The organism is Paenibacillus sp. J22P51 (assembly GCF_059692215.1).
This window is the reverse complement of the sequence record NZ_JCAUAZ010000001.1, coordinates 469,246-486,970: the sequence shown is the minus strand read 5'-3', so window position 1 is coordinate 486,970 and position 17,725 is coordinate 469,246. Positions and strand designations below refer to the sequence as shown.

14 protein-coding genes are annotated in these 17,725 nt (G+C 45.1%); 12 read left to right on the top strand and 2 right to left on the bottom strand.

Annotated elements, in window-relative coordinates; all coding sequences use genetic code 11:
- Positions 1 to 221 precede the first annotated feature (221 nt).
- The 12 genes from AC58QC_RS01655 to AC58QC_RS01600 all read left to right on the top strand — a co-directional run bounded on the left by AC58QC_RS01655 (position 222) and on the right by AC58QC_RS01600 (position 15,416).
- Positions 222 to 1,154 (top strand): helix-turn-helix domain-containing protein, encoded by a 933-nt coding sequence (locus tag AC58QC_RS01655; protein ID WP_497413469.1) that lies wholly within the window; start codon positions 222 to 224, stop codon positions 1,152 to 1,154.
- A gap of 84 nt (positions 1,155 to 1,238) precedes the next feature.
- A complete protein-coding gene (locus AC58QC_RS01650; protein WP_497413468.1) occupies positions 1,239 to 2,795 on the top strand; it encodes a glycoside hydrolase family 3 protein in 1,557 nt (518 codons plus the stop codon).
- A complete protein-coding gene (locus tag AC58QC_RS01645; RefSeq protein ID WP_497413467.1) occupies positions 2,792 to 4,366 on the top strand; it encodes an FAD-dependent oxidoreductase in 1,575 nt (524 codons plus the stop codon). The genes AC58QC_RS01650 and AC58QC_RS01645 overlap by 4 nt, the downstream gene beginning before the upstream one ends.
- Positions 4,367 to 4,434: 68 nt before the next feature.
- Positions 4,435 to 6,300, top strand: a complete 1,866-nt coding sequence (locus AC58QC_RS01640) for a hypothetical protein (RefSeq protein ID WP_497413466.1) — start codon at positions 4,435 to 4,437, stop codon at positions 6,298 to 6,300.
- Between the two features lie 21 nt (positions 6,301 to 6,321).
- The gene (locus AC58QC_RS01635) at positions 6,322 to 7,002 is read left to right on the top strand and encodes an N-acetylmannosamine-6-phosphate 2-epimerase (RefSeq protein WP_497413465.1); all 681 of its coding nucleotides are present in this window, start codon (positions 6,322 to 6,324) and stop codon (positions 7,000 to 7,002) included.
- Between the two features lie 3 nt (positions 7,003 to 7,005).
- Positions 7,006 to 7,947 carry an ROK family protein gene (locus tag AC58QC_RS01630; RefSeq protein WP_497413464.1) on the top strand — a complete coding sequence of 314 codons (942 nt, stop codon included), beginning with the start codon at positions 7,006 to 7,008 and terminating at the stop codon, positions 7,945 to 7,947.
- A 245-nt stretch (positions 7,948 to 8,192) separates the two neighbouring features.
- The gene (locus AC58QC_RS01625; RefSeq protein ID WP_497413463.1) at positions 8,193 to 9,803 is read left to right on the top strand and encodes an extracellular solute-binding protein; all 1,611 of its coding nucleotides are present in this window, start codon (positions 8,193 to 8,195) and stop codon (positions 9,801 to 9,803) included.
- A gap of 82 nt (positions 9,804 to 9,885) precedes the next feature.
- Positions 9,886 to 10,854: an ABC transporter permease gene (locus AC58QC_RS01620; RefSeq protein ID WP_497413462.1), complete on the top strand. Its 969-nt coding sequence runs from the start codon at positions 9,886 to 9,888 to the stop codon at positions 10,852 to 10,854.
- Positions 10,848 to 11,723, top strand: coding sequence for a carbohydrate ABC transporter permease (locus AC58QC_RS01615; protein WP_497413461.1), 876 nt, complete (start codon positions 10,848 to 10,850; stop codon positions 11,721 to 11,723). Before AC58QC_RS01620 ends, AC58QC_RS01615 begins: the two co-directional genes overlap by 7 nt.
- Before the next feature lie 40 nt (positions 11,724 to 11,763).
- Positions 11,764 to 14,037, top strand: coding sequence for a helix-turn-helix domain-containing protein (locus AC58QC_RS01610; protein ID WP_497413460.1), 2,274 nt, complete (start codon positions 11,764 to 11,766; stop codon positions 14,035 to 14,037).
- Positions 14,037 to 15,041, top strand: a complete 1,005-nt coding sequence (locus tag AC58QC_RS01605; protein WP_497413459.1) for a zinc-dependent alcohol dehydrogenase — start codon at positions 14,037 to 14,039, stop codon at positions 15,039 to 15,041. The genes AC58QC_RS01610 and AC58QC_RS01605 overlap by 1 nt, the downstream gene beginning before the upstream one ends.
- A 30-nt stretch (positions 15,042 to 15,071) precedes the next feature.
- Positions 15,072 to 15,416: a LacI family DNA-binding transcriptional regulator gene (locus tag AC58QC_RS01600; protein WP_497414054.1), complete on the top strand. Its 345-nt coding sequence runs from the start codon at positions 15,072 to 15,074 to the stop codon at positions 15,414 to 15,416.
- Positions 15,417 to 15,526: 110 nt separating this feature from the next.
- On the opposite strand, the gene AC58QC_RS01595 is transcribed toward AC58QC_RS01600, so the two are convergent.
- Together AC58QC_RS01595 and AC58QC_RS01590 are read right to left on the bottom strand one after the other, a co-directional pair.
- A complete protein-coding gene (locus AC58QC_RS01595; protein WP_497414053.1) occupies positions 15,527 to 16,591 on the bottom strand; it encodes a Ger(x)C family spore germination protein in 1,065 nt (354 codons plus the stop codon).
- Between the two features lie 23 nt (positions 16,592 to 16,614).
- The gene (locus AC58QC_RS01590; RefSeq protein WP_497359679.1) at positions 16,615 to 17,724 is read right to left on the bottom strand and encodes a GerAB/ArcD/ProY family transporter; all 1,110 of its coding nucleotides are present in this window, start codon (positions 17,722 to 17,724) and stop codon (positions 16,615 to 16,617) included.
- Position 17,725 lies beyond the last annotated feature (1 nt).

Sequence of the window (17,725 nt, the reverse complement as noted above, 5' to 3'; positions counted from 1 at the left end):
AGCGCATGCATTTGCGGTTCGGGGGCTGCCCCTTTTTGCAAGAGGAACCAGGAAAGTTGAGAGTGGGTTGTCTGGAACTGAAGAAACCGATTTCACAATACCGTAAGATTTTCTTGTTTATCATAAGATTGCATCATTTCAATAGAGCCCGGTTTTTACGAAAATAAGAGATAGATCAGAGTGAGCCATCACCTATGTAAAGTCATGAGGGAGGGAACAAAATGGCATACCAGTTGTTTACAGTTCGGCATAACAAGACCTTACCGGAAGCAGCATGGTTGAAGAAACCTTTTATTTACGATTTTTTCACCCTCCATCAAGTTGGGGAGCGTCGGTTATTTCGAGATACAGTCGGGTTTCAAGGTCCTCATGAGGATTGGTTTTGGGATATAGGGTATGTGACTGAGGGATCAGGTGTTATCTCTATGCATGGTAGCGTATACCAGATTCGGAAAGGTGACTGCTTGGTTAGAATGCCGGGTCATACTTGCATGATCTCCTCAAAAGATACAGATGAGCTGCAGATCTGTTACATCCGGGTTGAGCTTCATGATTCAGAGAGCGGTGAGCATCCTTTCGCTTGTATGAATAGCATGTTACTGGAGAAGAAAGATCCGGTTCGCAAGGCCCACTGGGGGTTAGCGGACTTATTCGATCAATTACTTAGAGAGATTCGGTACGAAAATCGTCACCTGCTGTTGATGACGGGAAGCTATGTAAATCAGATATTGGTAGCGACATATCGCAATTACTTGGGACAAGTTGAGCGTAATATCGATAAGCCTGAGCATATCTCTCCAGCCATTGGGGGCAAAAGGGAACTTGCTGAGCTTGCGGTTCAATATATGAATGAACGAGTTTTGGAGCTGAAAGATCTTAGTAAGGTTGCTGATGCGCTTGGCTACAGCTATTCTTATCTATCCCATGTATTTAGAGAAGAGATGGGAACCAGTCTTCAGGCATACTGCTCGAAGAGACGGATATTAACAGCTATCCAGTTTCTCCATGATGAGGGTAACACAGTAACCCGCGTGGCTGAATTACTATGCTATCAATCGATCCACTCGTTCAGCAAGGCTTTCAAAAAGCAGACAGGGCAATCGCCTTCTGAATATCAGCTTCGATATGCGAATGGGAAAAAAAAGCAAGTTTAAATGAAACCGTTTACCTTCAAGATTCGGCACTAATCTGCAGGGAAAGTATGTAAAACAAGCAAGAAGTGAAGGAGAGCAAAAGGAATGTGGAGGCAAACAGAGATAGTCGGAATGTTGGCAAGAATGAGTTTGGAGGAGAAGGTAGGACAGTTGTTCACTCTGACCAACCGAGGGACTGAGCTTTCTGAGCGGACAAGGCGATTGGTAGTGGAACGCAAGATTGGGGGGATTTTTCTGGATATGGACAGCTTGGTTGATCCAGAGCAGGTTCGAACCCTAACAAATGGGCTTCAACATGCCGCTTTAGGGGCAGGGCGGGGCATTCCCCTATTCATCTCCGCGGATTATATAGCAGGAGCAGGCTGCAAGCTTCAGGGCGGGGCCGTTCATTTTCCGAAAAATAAAGCGCTTGGGGTGTCGAAAGACGTGCATCTTGCTTATGAATCGGGACGAATAACGGCCGAGGAATCATTAGCTATGGGAGTTAACTTCAACTACAGTCCGGTGGTGGACATCAATAACAATCCGGATAACCCGGTCATCGGGACCCACTCCTTCGGGGAAGATCGTGACCTAGTTGCTGAACTGGCATGTTCTGTTATCGAAGGGTACCAAGACCACGGTTTGATTGCGACGGCAAAGCATTTCCCCGGGCATGGAGACACGAATGTAGATTCACACTTGGCGTTACCTGTGCTTTCTTTCCAGTCTGAAAGACTAGAAAGCTTCGAGCTTGCTCCCTTCCGAGAGGCCATTCGCGCGGGGGTAGACGCTGTCATGGTGGGCCATATCGCTGTTCCTGCTTGGGACGCCTCCCTTCGTCCTGCTTCTCTGTCGAGGGAGATTACAACGGGGTGGTTGCGAAATAAACTAGGTTTCCAGGGACTAATCGTAACAGACGGCCTATCCATGAAAGGGGTAACAGCCAACTATTCCTTGCCAGATGCATGTATCCTTGCTATTGAAGCGGGAGCTGATATCCTGCTCGCGACAGGGGAAACCCCTGATGAGGAAGACGCTATGGTGGAAGCAGTGATTAATGCTGTAAAAATAGGGCGTATCTCGATAGAGAGAATCGAGAAATCCGTTGCCCGCATTTTGGAGGCTAAACAGAAATATGACCTGAATCGTGAGAAGATGGAGTCAAAGCTGATAACAGATGCTGAGCGTTTTGTGGCGAACCCCCACCATGAAGAAGTCAGCCTTAAGCTGGCCAAGAAGGCGGTTACACCTGTCCATGGCATGAAACCAATCTTCACTGCCCAGCGAGACCGTACGAAGGACTGGTGTTTATTGTGGGATCGGCAGACTGAGCTTTTTCGTAACCAACTGTGTATGGATGAGGTCTTTGCCATGGAAAAGAGAATGGAGAGTTACGAGGATATAGTAGAAACGATGAATTCATGTGGATCGGGACCTTTACTTATCTCTCTCACTTACAATAAATTAATGAATTCTGAGGTGTTATCCGAGGTCAATCGAATTGCTAGAGAGAGGAAGAACGTGATTCTCGTTCACTTCGGTTCTAATTATGACCTGCAGCATCTTCCAGATGTACCTACGCTCTTGATGTACGATCGAGCACCTTCTTTACAGCAAGCTGCAGTTGACTACTTAATGGGTAAGGAGCTGGGAATATGAGAAATGAAATTAAGGCAGACATTGTCATTATCGGTGGAGGAACAGGGGGCTGCGCAGCAGCACTTGCGGCAGCACGTGCCGGCAAGAAGGTCATTATGACGGAGGAGACAGACTGGATTGGTGGTCAACTAACGAATCAGGCAGTACCTCCTGATGAGCATCCGTGGGTGGAACAGTTTGGCTGTACAGCTACGTATAGGGAGTTTAGGAACCGAATCCGTGATTATTATAAGCGTAATTTCCCTATAGCGGCGGGTTCATCTTCAGCTGTGCTCTTCAACCCAGGAAATGCTATAGTCAGCAGCATCGCTCATGAACCCAGAGCAGCATTGGCAGTCCTTAGGGATATGTTGGCCCCTTATGTGCATAGTGGGCGGCTGGAAATTCTCGTGGGGCATCTCCCAATTCACGTGGAAACGGAAGGAGACCGCATTACAGCCGTCCATGTGAGAGAGCTGATCAAAGGTGGAGAGATTATTCTCCAAGCCCCTTTTTTCTTGGATGCTACAGAAACAGGTGAGCTCCTGCCATTAAGTGGAACTGAATACGTAACAGGGGCTGAATCCGTAGAACAGACAGGAGAGCCACATGCTTTATCGGGGGCACCCGATCCTATGGATATGCAAGCTTTCACTTATTGCTATGCAGTGGACCATATAGAAGGTCAGGACTTTACCATTGCAAAGCCAGAGCAATACGACTTTTGGCGGGGCTATCAAGCTGATTTCTGGCCGGATCGCCAGTTAAGCTGGATGGGTCTAGTCCCGCATACCTTGGAGCCTATCCGATACAGTTTTTTTCCGGATGGAAAGTCGTTCTCCTTATGGAAGTATAGAAGAATCATTGACAAAATGAATTTCGCCGAAGGCACTTTCGACAGTGACGTGACGTTGGTTAATTGGCCGCAGAATGACTATTGGCTAGGTTCGATCATTGATGTTTCTGAAGAGGAACGGGCAAAGCACCTTCACGGCGCCAAACAACTTAGCCTTTCTTTACTCTATTGGATGCAGACAGAGGCTCCGCGCCCGGATGGCGGGCAAGGGTATCCTGGGCTTAGACTTCGGAAAGATGTAGTGGGAACTGAGGATGGCTTAGCCAAATCCCCTTATATCAGGGAATCCAGGCGGATTCGAGCGGAGACGACTGTTCTGGAGCAGCATCTAAGCCCAGCTTTCAGAGGAACAGGGGGCGCGGAGATCTACAAGGATTCTGTTGGAGTTGGCTGTTATCGAATCGATCTTCATCCGAGTACGGGTCTGCGCTCTTATATCGATGTTTCCAGCTATCCTTTCCACATTCCCTTGGGAGCTCTGCTGCCGATTCGAATGCGGAACCTGCTGGCAGCAGGCAAAAATATAGGGACGACTCATATAACGAATGGCTGCTACAGACTGCATCCCGTTGAATGGAATATCGGAGAGGCAGCAGGGTGGTTGGCGGCGTATGCTTTGGACCGGGGTCTAGAGCCGCATCAAGTTCGCAGCCAAGAGAAAGAACTGGCCGCTTTCCAAGAACTGCTGAAGAAAGCGGGAGTAGAGCTAGCTTGGCCTTCCATTCATTCAGTGTGACTTATCAGGTTCAATTTACCGTCTTGGCGGGTATATAGAATTTTTATTTAAATGGAAGGAGGCTTTCTATGAAAATTGCAATTTGTTCCAAACATCCTCTCGATTATATCCCGTGTCAAGGTGCTGAATTGTTCCCGTGGGCGGAACTAGAATCCATAAATATCGAGGAATACGGTGCGCTAATGCTTATCGGATCATCCCGTATAGACGAGCCTTCGGTTATTCCCGCTTTTATAGTGTCCCGCCTATGGCGTTATGTGGATGACGGAGGTTTGCTGTTTGCGGAGCTGGTAGAGGCTTTTGATTTCCCCAATTCCAGGCTGCTCGGGTGGAAACAGGATTTTCCCAAGACTCGCAGAACCCTCGAAAAATTAAAAGTAGTTCGAGCAAACGAGAAGTCAGTGGTCGAACAAGGCGCGCTGCTGGAATGGAATGGAGCTTATGCAATGGGCTTCCCTATGCCAGACGAACCGAATAATTCTTGGCTGGAGTTTGGCACGTTTCACGGGACTCACTTTGCGGAAGAGCAAGTGTCATCCGCTGCGCATCCCGGTTTATCCATAAGACGTTTAGGTGCCGGCAAGATAGTGCACTGCTCATTCTCTCTCTATTCCAGTGAGATGAAGGAAGCATTTAGGCCTTATTATCGTTGGAAAAGGATCATAGAGGCATTGGCAGAAGAGACTAAGCTCCCTTTGAGCGTTTGGCCGCAAGTCATCAAGACTTCAAATGGGACTTCTCCGAACGAGGCCGTGGAAGCCAGCAACAGATGGTTTGCTGCATCCGGCATTCTGCCTGAATTGGACGGGAGCGCAGGTGTACTCGAGAACATTCATTCCGTAACGGGCGCCCTCTCTATGGACCGCAGACCCGACTGTACGGCGCATGCGGCTCTGTTCTTCTATTTGTATGGTACGTGGAAGAAGGATCCTAGCTCACTAGAAAAATCTCATCAAATGTTGAATTACTTGTTTGAGAACAGGTATCAGGACCTGGAGAAGGGCTCTCCATCCTATGGTTTTTTTAAGTGGTACGATTTTCCTGGACATTACCCAGAACAGATGTTCACAGACGATAATGCCTGGGTATGTTTCGTCCTACTCTATTTACACAGAAAAACCGGCAGATCTGTTTATCTTGAGCGGGGACTGCCACTTGCTGAAGCTCTTCTATCCACCCAGGATCAGAATGGGGTCAGACCTAACGTATTAATCCGCAGCCAAATAGTGGAATTAGGCCGCGCTGGAATTGAGGATCAACCTCCCAGCTTAAATCCACATTTTGAAAGCATTGCACATGCCGCATTCATCCAAGCTTACTTGGTGACAGGAAAACAGGAATACGTAGATACAGCGTTAAAAGGAAGCTTGTACTTGGCCTCTCGGATGAATGATCTCTCTTTCATGTATAGCCGAACTTCGGGGTACAGCAGATTTGTACTACCTCTCGGGTTTTTAGGACGATTCGATGAGAGCGGGGAGACACTTTCCACACTGGAGCGAATAGTCGAATATCTACTTTCTCATCAGAGTCGTCTTGGAGGGATCGAAGAAGCAGACAATCCGGATCCGGACAGGTTCGGGAAGGAAGATGCCGGCGTATTCATCCATAATGGGGAAGGTATTGCCGACCAGCTGTACACAAATAATTTTCTCTTGATGAACATGTGGGAGGCTTGGAAGGCGACTGGGCATACCCGATATAAGAGGCTATATGACGATTTGTCTTCTTATATATGTCACATTCAAATTAACAGTGAGGATGCCCGTTATCATGGAGGGTGGATGCGCGCTTATGATTTGAAAATCGATGAATACTTCGGCAACAACGGAGATACGGGTTGGGGGCCCTATTGCATGGAAAGCGGCTGGACCCAGGCAATCACCTCGTCGGGATTATTATTAGGACTTTTGAATGAGTCACTCTTTGATTGATGACTTAGAGGAGAGAAGAGAATGAAACTGACCAGTATGATTACTAAAGGTGGACTTGTGGTATCCTGCCAGGCCTTACAGCACGAACCGCTATATGGTTCTCAGCATATGGCGGTTATGGCGAAGGCTGCTTTTGAAGGGGGAGCTCAGGGAATCCGAGCTAACAGTCCTGAAGACATAAGAGCAATTCGTCAGGCTGTAGACCTGCCTATCATGGGACTATGGAAGAAAGATTATGAAGGCTTCGACATCTACATTACACCGACTGTTGCCGATGCAGTCGCCGTCTATGAGGCAGGTGCAAATATTGTAGCCTTGGACGCCACTTCGCGTCCCAGACCAGATGGACTTGATCTGTCCCAAGTGATCCAAGAGCTGAAGAAGTTGGGAATCCCTGTAATGGCGGATATTTCTACCTATGAAGAAGGAGTGAATGCAGCCAAATGGGGAGCGGACTACGTGTCAACAACTCTTTCTGGCTATACCCCTTACAGCAAGACCGCTCTTCCGAATTTGGATTTAGTGAAACGATTGTCGCAGACGCTGGAAGTTCCTACAGTGGCTGAGGGTGGGGTATCGACACCGCAGGAAGCCAAATTAGCACTGGATTATGGCGCCCATTTCGTCGTGGTTGGGTCGGCAATTACTCGTCCTCAGTGGATTACTGCGCAATATTTTTCCGCGATGCAGGAAGGCAGTTGACGTATGACGGAGAATTCAGCTCATTTTATTGGTGTTGATTTGGGGGGGACCTCTATAAAAGGAGGTCTGTTGACCTTAGACGGAATAGTTAAATCCGAAATCGTCAAACGTACGCCGGCGGAGGAAGGCCAGGAAGGCATTCTTCGAGAGCTTTTTACACTAATCGAGGAATTGTTGTTAGAAGTCTCCGCCAGCGAGCATGTGAGGGCAATTGGAATCGGTTCTGCAGGTAGAATTGATCCTGTGGCTGGATCCGTTCTATATGCGACAAACAATCTTCCAGGGTGGACGGGGACCCCTTTGAAGGATTTGTTAGAAGGTCGCTTTGGACTCCCTGCTTTTGTCGATAATGATGTGAATGTTGCAGCCATCGGAGAGACTTGGATGGGTTTGAGAGACACCGTCATGACTGGTTCCATTATGTTTATTTCCCTTGGGACGGGCGTCGGCGGTGCTATCGTACATAAGGGGGAAATTATTCATGGAGCAAATGGAGGTGCGGGCGAGGTTGGCCATATCCTGCTCGTACCGGGAGGACATCCTTGCAATTGCGGTCAGAATGGCTGTCTAGAGCAGTATGCTTCCGGAACAGCTCTCAACCGGATAGCAAGGAGTATCGATCCCGAATGGAATAGTCACATTCTTCTAGAGCAGTGTATGGAAGGGGAACCACGGGCAATCCGAGCAGTTGAAGGCTTTGCTGCTGATCTAGCTGCCGGTATCATTAGTATTCGCAATATGATGGACCCCCACAAGTTTATTATGGGGGGGGGGATGGTCGAATCCCACGATGTTTGGTGGGACTATTTGAGGGCAAAACTGGATGCCCTATCAGGGCAGCAGACGGTAGTGGAAGTGGCCCAGTTGGGTAATCGGGCCGGACTAATCGGAGCCGCCAAATTGGCAATGGATGAAATAGCAAGGATAAGCGGGACTAGGAAATAAAGCGAATATGACCATTTTCTACAGTATTATGATTTTCCACACGCTACAAACCCACTATGTATAAGCTTTTTTTGAAAATAGGAGGGTATGCGTATGAAAAATAAAAAGCATCTGAAAACGTATTGTTTACGTCGATTGAAAGCGCTTTTACACTAATCTTACACAGCACGGTGTTACATTGGCTTATGTATTGGGCAAGTAGCTGTTTGCTGTTAGTCTCAGAAATTAAAGGGAGGAAGAAAAAAATGAAAAGAAAGAAAGTTGCATTACTCTCATCACTATCGCTGGTTGCTTTGCTTGTCGCTGGATGTGGCAGCGATAATCCCAAGGATACTACCGCTTCAGCTTCAGCGACATCAGCACCGGCATCCGCAGCACCAACTCCGAATTATGGCGATACTGGAGGAATAAAGCTTCCTATTGTCGATAAGCCGACTACGCTAACTTGGATGCTCGTAAGCGAAAACCCGAATTTAGCCGACTCATTGGTCGTTAAAGAGATCGAAAAACGAACTGGCATTAAACTGGACATTCAAGCCTATTCACCGGGTACCTACAAAGACAAGTTGAAGGTTGTTGTTGCATCTGGGAAGCTTCCCGATATTTTCCACGGACAGACTTTACCCGAGGTTAATAAGATGGGTGGACAAGGAGCTCTTGCACCTATCAATCAATACTTGAAGGACCTTCCGAACTTCAAAAAGCTTTATGTCGATGACAAAGAAAACAATTGGATCATGAAATCATGGTCTGACGACAAAAATAACTTGTATGCTTGGCCGATCTACGGCTTGAATCGTGATGTCAATCACGGCTTCCTTTACCGCAAAGATATTTTCGACAAAGTCGGTATTAAGGAATGGACCAATACAGAGGAATTTTATCAAGCGCTCAAAAAGCTGAAGGAAGCCTACCCACAATCCTATCCATTAGCTTCCAAGACCAAGGAACTCATTTTCCGTGATTGGTCCTACGGCTGGGGAATTGGCGGATCCGCCACACCTGCTTATTATGATGAAAAAACCAAATCTTGGAAGCTTGCCATGATACAGCCTGAGTACAAGAATATGATTGATTTTATGAAAAAGCTGTATAACGAAGGTCTCTTGGATCCTGAGTTTATGACCGATACTGATGCTTCCTGGACGGCGAAAATGACCACAAGCGATAAATCGTTCGTCACTTTTGACTGGATTGGCAGATTAGATGCTTTCGCGAACCAAGTAAAAGCACAGAATCCAACATATAACCTGCGTTACGCGAATCCAGTTGGACCTACAGGAAACATTAGAACGCTGCCGAAGATCGATATTAACTTCGGAATCGTTGTTCCCAACAACCCTAATAAGGAAGCAGCTTTAAAGCTGCTTGATTACTTGACCAGTCCTTCCGGTTCCTCGCTTGTTACAATGGGTATTGAGGGTGAGACCTTCAAGATGGAGAACGGCAAAGCTGTATATCCGGAACTGAAGGATGTAGCCAATGTGGATATCAAAGCGCTGGAGAAGAAATACGGCTTATGGCTAGAAGGCATGTACCTTCGTCCTGATAAGCGCAGCGTATACTACAGCTTTACCGAGAAAGAGAAGGAAGCTCAAGATAAAATAGTGAGTGCTAAGAAGTTTGAGCCTGCAGATCCTATATTGAAGTTTACCGATGAGGAAACTAAGATCATAGCTGAGACTAAGGCTGGGCTTGAGAAGGCGGCCAACGAATTTAGCTCCAAGTACGTCATGAAAAAAGAGTTTGGGGATGCTCAGTGGACTGAATGGCAGCAAAACGCCGAGAAATTAGGCGCATCCAAGATTATCAATGCTTACAACGCGGCGCAAAAACGTTATGACGAAGCGAAATAATACAGTAAATTAATGATGTAGGAAGCGGCACCCGGGTGGAGAACTATCCGGGTGCTCTATCCTTACGATAGGAGGAAATCCCATGCAAGCGACAACACAACCAGAGATTTCGCAGCGTAAAAGTAACCGCATACCTAGTTCTCGACTCAGCTCCACTTGGCGTCATATCAAGCGTGATCGTCAGCTTCTAATTTTATTTATTCCTTGTATCGTCTTCTTCATTCTATTTAGATATGGCCCTCTCTACGGCTTAATTATCGCTTTTAAGGACTACAGTGTGTATCAAGGGATTCTGGGTAGTGAGTGGGTCGGGTTGAAGCACTTCCGACATTTTTTTGACAGTCCGGATTTCTTTCTGTTATTTAAAAACACACTGCTGCTCGGGATGTTTACCCTGCTTTGGGCATTTCCTTTTCCAATTATTTTTGCCGTATTGTTAAATGAAGTTCGAAATGCAAGGTTCAAAAAAACGGTGCAGACATTCAGTTACCTGCCGGCTTTTTTGTCGGTCGTGATCGTCAGCAGCATGATTATCGACTTTCTTTCACCGAATAATGGGCTTTTGAATACAGTCATTAAATCACTAGGCTTCGAGGGAATCTATTTCTTAGTTGCACCGGAATGGTTTCGGACCATCTATGTTTCCACTGAAATCTGGCAGCACATGGGCTACGAGGCGATCATCTATTTGGCGGCAATTGCCAGTATTGATCCAACCATTTACGAAGCCGGTAAGGTGGACGGGGCCTCGCGCTTTCAAATGATGCGCTATATCACTATTCCAAGCATCATGCCTACCATCCTCATTTTGTTCATTATCAAAACCGGGTCGATGTTTCGAATCGGTTATGAGAAGGTGCTCTTGCTTTACAACCCTTTGACATATGAGGTCGGCGATGTGTTTTCGACTTATGTGTATCGAAAGGGACTGCTGGAAACCAACTATAGCTATGCCGCTGCGGTAGGGATTTTTGAAGCGATTATTGCCCTCCTGATGCTGTTGTTTTCCAACATTGTGAGCAAAAAGGCCGGAGGGAAAGGGCTATGGTAAAAAGCAAAGCATTTCAAAATAAATGGACGCTGTTCGATACCATTCTTACCTTGATCATGTGTTTTATAGCCTTAGTAACGGTTTACCCGGTTATTTATATCGTGGCCATCTCGTTTAGTGATACAGCGAGTATTGTGCAGAACCAGGTTTTCCTATGGCCAAAGGGATTTAATTTGGACGCGTACAAGGAGATTCTGTCAAGCCCCAAAATTCCCAGAGCTTATATGAATACGATCCTTTATACAGGGGTTGGTACGGCCATCAACTTAATCATGACGGCAGTTGCCGCTTATCCTTTATCAAGGTCCGGCTTCTTCGGCAGAAAATACTTTATGATAGCTATCGTGCTGACTATGTTCTTAAACGGAGGTATGATTCCGACTTTTCTTATCGTGCAGAAACTTCATCTTATTGATTCCATCTGGGCGCTTGTCATCCCAAATGCAATTTGGACGATTGAGCTTCTGATCTTGAAAAGCTTCTACGAATCAATGTCGAGCTCGCTTCGTGAATCGGCTGTCATCGACGGTGCTTCCGAATACCGGATTCTTTACAGCATTATTATTCCATTATCCAAGCCGGCACTTGCTTCCATTGGATTATTTTATTTCATGGGGCATTGGAACAGCTTTTTTCTTCCGATGATTTATTTGAATGATGTGAAAATGTATCCTTTGCAAGTCGTATTGCGTGACATGCTGTTCTTTGACATGTCGAGAGAAACAGGTTTGATTGATCAAGTGGCACTTGCACCTCAGGCCGTGAAAAATGCGACTATTTTTGTCTCTATGATACCGGTTCTCTTGATTTATCCGTTTGCCCAGAAGTATTTTGCCAAAGGAATTATGCTCGGTTCAGAGAAGGGATAAGCCCCGCAACATAGAAACTACCTAGTTGGGGGGGGCATGGATGGAAAAAATGAAAATGATTGCCAATAAGGGATTTCTACGAATTTTTACCGCGCTTATTTTGATGGTAATCCTTATGTTTATATCTAATTATTTGGTTTATAAAAACTCACTCACTAGCGTTTATAACCAAGTCAGTGAAAACAACAAGCTGGTTGTCAAGAACATGATCCGCTCCTTTGACGACAGCTTCAAAGATATCAACGACATTATTTATGCGATTCAGCAGCTGCCTTATCATTCCTGGGATAAGGGCGATGACGGGATCCTCAACATGCACGAAGTGTATCTATCTCAGAAAGACATTCGTTCGCTAGGTTCCTCCATTGATTATATCGAAGAAGTTGTCGTATTTACTAATAATTCCAATCTTGCCATAACTAAAGCAGGTACGATACATATGCAAGACCTTTTTCGGCAAAAGTACAGCAACAAAACATATAACGCCGATTATTGGAAATCCACTGCTGGAACTACGCATCCGCTTCGGGTGTTTCCAGCCGAGAGGTACTCGGAGATAGGGGCTACCGGGGCCGGGGATACCATCAGGAAGCTTCTTGTCGTTCTGGGAAGTAATCAATTGTCTAATCAGAATGTTTTGGTTTTTTTAAATACGGATAAGCTGCTGGAGCATGTCAATCAAATGGCCATGATGCAGGGAACTTCACTGATTGTCATGGACCAAAATCGGAACGTGATCCTGAACACGGAGGAGAAATGGGATCTCGTTGAAATTCTGAATGATCTTAATGTCGGAGAGGGTCCTGAAGCAACGCTGAAGAAAAAGAATTACGAATACAATCTTTTTAAATCGGACTATAACGACTTTATGTATATTAACAAGGCTCCCTACAAATTTACGAATATGAAATCAGTGGGGGATGCTAATCTACAAATTATCATCATTGCCATCTTGTGCGCTGTCCTACTTTCCGCTCTGCTCAGCATGTACTTGTATAAGCCGGTGCGAAATATTCTCAAGCTAGTAGGGGGATGGGATCAAGGAAGAGCGGACTTTCGGAACATTTTTACGGGGATTGCCAAAATTCAGCAAGAGAACGAATCCTTCAAAACCCAGATAGATGTCATTTACTCAGAAATGCGTAAAGGCGCTTTCCTGAATGCACTAGGGGATGGTTACCATTTAAGGGAAACCGAGCAGCGACTGCAGCGTTATTTTGCTGAATTTTTTCAGAATAAATATTTTATTATAGCCGCTATTCATCTCCATCCCAATTCGGGTAAAGTGGCATTTAACATCGAAGAACATACCCAAGCTATTCAGAACGGTCTACGTGAGCAACCGGGAAAGGCGATTGTTTTTCATCAATCAAATCTGAGGTTTGTGGTGTTGATAGGAATTGGGCAGCAGGCCGAGCGCGAGCTAGCTGTTAAACAACTACGCGCTTATGTGCTGCAGGAGAAGACAGAGTCGTGGAAAGATTGCTTCGTCTTGACTGCGGTCAGCCGACTTTATCCATCTTTAACGGAGAACTGCCATAAGGCATATCAGGATTTATCACATTGCCTTGTTTATCGAAACATCCATTCGGCGGATCCAATTATCGACTATGATTCTATCCGATTTACGTGGAAGGTTTATTATCCTCTTGATGAGATTGAGAAATCTTCCAACTTTCTTGTAAGCGGCAATGTTGCCGAATGTATTAGGATTATCAATGAGATCTTTGCTTTAAATATAGAACGGAGAATTCACCATTACCAGTTGGTGCCGGTTGCGAAAACGATGTTTTACTATTTACTGAAGCATCTTGAAATGAGCAATATCGAAACGAAAGCCATCCTTGCGTTGGAATTGGAATTTAATACGCAAGTGGAAGCCGCCTACCATTATGAGGGTATTCAAAGCACCCTAATCCAAGCGGTTAAGGTCATTGCAGACAAGATCAAGAACGGACAAAGAAGCAAGCTGAATCCTACTTTCGTTGCCCAGTATATAGAAGAGCATTATATGAGCAATTTACATTTGGACCACATGGCCGAAAAAATGGAGACATCTCCGAAGTATTTCTCCAATTATTTCAAGAAAACATTCGGGGTCAACTTTGTTGATTATTTGAACAAGGTAAGGTTGTCACATGCCAAGGAATTGTTGAAGAACACCGAAATGCCGGTCTCCGAGATCGGTGGAAAAACCGGCTATTTGAATTCCTCTACATTTACCAGCACATTCAAGAAATATTTCGGTTCCTCGCCGAGCGAATATCGCAAGAGCACCTCAATTGACCAATTCCTACCTGGGAGGAAAAAATGATGAAAGCTATCGTCGCTAGAGAAGGATCCATCGTAAAGATCGACGTAGAAGAGCCCGAGCTTCTTGCTGGGCATGTCCTCATTCGTACCGAATATTCCGCTATCAGTCCCGGTACGGAATTGACTATGGCAAACAGATCAAAGGACATACCAGTCGGACTAGGCTACAGCGCCGTAGGCATAATAGAAAAAGTGGGCAAAGCTGTGACTGCTCTGCATCCGGGTCAAAGGGTCGCTTGTTATGGCGGCCCCTATGTTCGGCATGCGGAGCTGCTGGCTGTGCCGGTTAACCTGACTGCGGTTGTACCCGAACATGTCAGTCCGGAAGAAGCAGCCTTCGCTGGACTTGGAGCCATTGCCATTCATGCTTTACGGACGGCTGATCTGAGATTTGGAGAGTCAGCGGTCGTTATCGGTCTAGGCATACTGGGGAATATTACCGCTCAAATTGCGGCTGCCGCTGCTTTTCCCACCCTTGGTTATGACTTGAATGCCGAGCGTGTGGCGTTCCTTAGGCAGTGCGGAGTAAGCCGTGCTTATGAAAAGCAAGAGGACTTGGAAGTAGGTCTCGCGGAAGCTACAGGAGGGAGTGGCGCAGACAGTGTCCTCTTATGTGCAAGCGGGAACGGTGAAGAACTTTTGAATAGTTCGTTTAATTGGATTCGTGATCGTGGGAAGGTGGTGGTTGTCGGGGATTTAACCACTGAATTCTCAAGAGGAAAGATGTTTGGGAAAGAAGCTCAGGTGCTCATATCTCGGGCGGGAGGCCCCGGCCGTTATGACACCCAGTATGAACGGGAAAATATGGACTATCCATTAGGTTATGTACGTTGGACGGAGGGCCGTAACACAAGGGAATACATACGGCTGCTCGCTGAGAATCGCATCTGTATTCGGCCGCTAATTAGCGGCATATATCCGATTGACCGTGTAGAGGAGGCCTATGAAAGCTACTTGACGCCATCAACGATGGGGACGTTGATTCGGTACGGATCAGGTGGCTAAAAGGCGAAAAAGGCGTGTTGGAGCGCTCCCATTATAGGAGATAAAGATGAAACACACACTGGAATCAATTGCAGATTTTTAGCGGGAGTTTCAAGAGGCACTGTTTCTCGAGTAATCAACGATCAACCGGGAGTAAAACTGAAAGTGCGGAAGAAAGTGCTGGAGATTATTGAACAGACCGGTTATGTTCCTCATCCGCAAGCAAGAAGTTTGGCCGGAGGCAAGACAGGTAATCTCGGGGTTCTGGTATTTGGGCCGAAACCGGATTTTTTGACGCATCATATCTTCTATGAGGCTCTTCAGGGCTTTCAATTTGAATCAGAGTTTGAACGTGTCTATTACGTACAATCAAAACAACTTAAATATTCCATATAGCAAACTAACTGGCAGAATAGTTCAACAAGAATGCCAGCATGCCTGCATTGGAAAATATCACAGAACGAGAACCGTTAAGAAGATGGTTCTCGTTCTGTGTTTGTGCAAGCTTATTTTCGCACATTCGTCAAAGGTTGAATATGAAGCTCATATGTAACGTTAAATTTCACGTTCGCCCAGAGAGTAGACCATTCATCCTCGCTCATGGGCTTCGAAAAAGGACCTAGTGTAAGAGTACCTATTTCCAGAGGGTCCACTTCCGACTTTTGCATTTTCTTTAGCAGCTCTGTTGTTTGTTTTTCGAAAAGCGATTTTATCTGTTGATGAATAACCGCTAATTGATCAAGGTTGTCTATATCTCCCTTTCCACGGTACTCTTCAATTCGACCTTTGAGCTCGACGTTTAGAGATAATGTTGAGTAGTCGAGATTTAATTTCATCTTTGTCTCGGAAGTGACATGCCCCATCGTTATTGATAACTCTGGGATGGTAAGGACTTTAAGGTGATGATTATGATCAATCAGTTGGAATATTTGTTCATTTCTCTTATTAATGTTCGTTTGCAGTTTATCGTTTTTGAAGAAGGCAGTTCCTTCGTAGAAAAAATGTTCTTTATCGACCTTGAAAATAGGTGCGACTGGATCGGAGTATGGTGAATAGTACCTTTTCATAAATTGATGTAGATTTACAATAGTCATATCTCCTTGTTTCTTATTTTCATAGTGTTTAAGCAAACGATAAAGTAAATAGCCGGGAATGTCTTGTGTTTTTATTTGATTTTTAATGAAATCATCAAAGCTTCCATTGACGATGACGATATAAAGGCGTTGAGAAATATCAGGGTCCGTAAATAAAGTGTTCATAAGTGATGTAATGCCTTTTTTCGCCAGTTCTTGTTCAATAAATACCATACGAAGTTGTCCCGATTTTATTTCCCGATAATAGCTTAAATTAAAATCCTTTCCTCCCTCCTTCAATAGATCGACTTCTTGGGTAAGCATTTTTTTTGGTTCAGAATATATGGGTGGTACCAGTGTGCTTATTCTTAGCTTCCCTTCTGCACCCTCAGTAATCGACCACCAAATCACAGGGGAGATTTCTTCGATCTGATTGTTATCTACAAATGGGGAGCATCCAATCATCCATAGCATACTGCTCATTATGACGAGGGACATCGTATGTTTAAACAGCCTCAATGCTAGATAAGCCCCTTTCGTTTGCAAGCAATCAGAAGGAAGGTTGGGATGAACAAGTAGGTAAATGCCCGTAACCAAATCTGTAGGTTCATCAAAGGGTTCTGTTCAGTTTCATCAAACCACTTGTCTAGAATAATCGTACTTATTAAAATCATGATCCAACAGGTTATAAAACCAATTCGATTGCTCTGTTCGTTTAATCTTCCTGAAACTATTCGAATAGCCCCGTAGAACCATAAGAAATAAAGGGAAATGGCCCACACATAATAAAACATTTGCAGGCAAATTAAAATGATATCAATTCGCTCAAAAACAGGAGTTTGCAGATAACGAATAAGGTCCGTTACCGGAAATCTGCTTTTGTTCAAGTATTGGGAACTAAAAAATAATAAGGAAACAACAAACATAATCAAATACTCAAAGACAGACGCGGTATTAGCAAATGTCAAATATTTCAACATCTTTTGTTTTTGGTTTAACCACGGCCCAATAAAGACCAAGTACTCCGGTCCCGAGAACGCTTGCCAGATGAATAAAAGATTCTTCCAGGAGACTGTCGACCAGTCTGCGGGGATCAAGGGATATAAATCGTGAAGTGACGCCATCGATGGGAAGAAGAAAGGAATAAAACATAAAATCATCCAAGCGGAACCAAAAAAGGCAATAACGACAAAGCGTATCGCATTCGTCATTCCTCGAGAGGCCGCGTACAAACAAATCCCAAAGAGAAATAAAATCAACCACAAAGGATTCATGGAAGGGAAGATGATACTATTAATCACTTCCACAGTCCCCAGTGTACTTACATATATTTTAGCAAAAATGAAAAACAGACCAACGAAGGCCAAAACACGAACCGTCCGCTTTCCAAATAGTTGAACGAATCCTTGATATCCTTTGGTGGAAATGTCTGATGAAAACCATTTTGCAATCAAGATCATATTCAATTGTGATAAAATCCCCACGGCAATTAATGCCCAAATCATATAGGGATAAACCAATTTGGAAGGAGTGACTAAGACGAAATATAGCATTTGACTTCGGTTGACCATGAAAAAGACATAGATCCCGCCAAACGTGGCCGTTCTCTCATATAAGGAAGATGCCTTCACA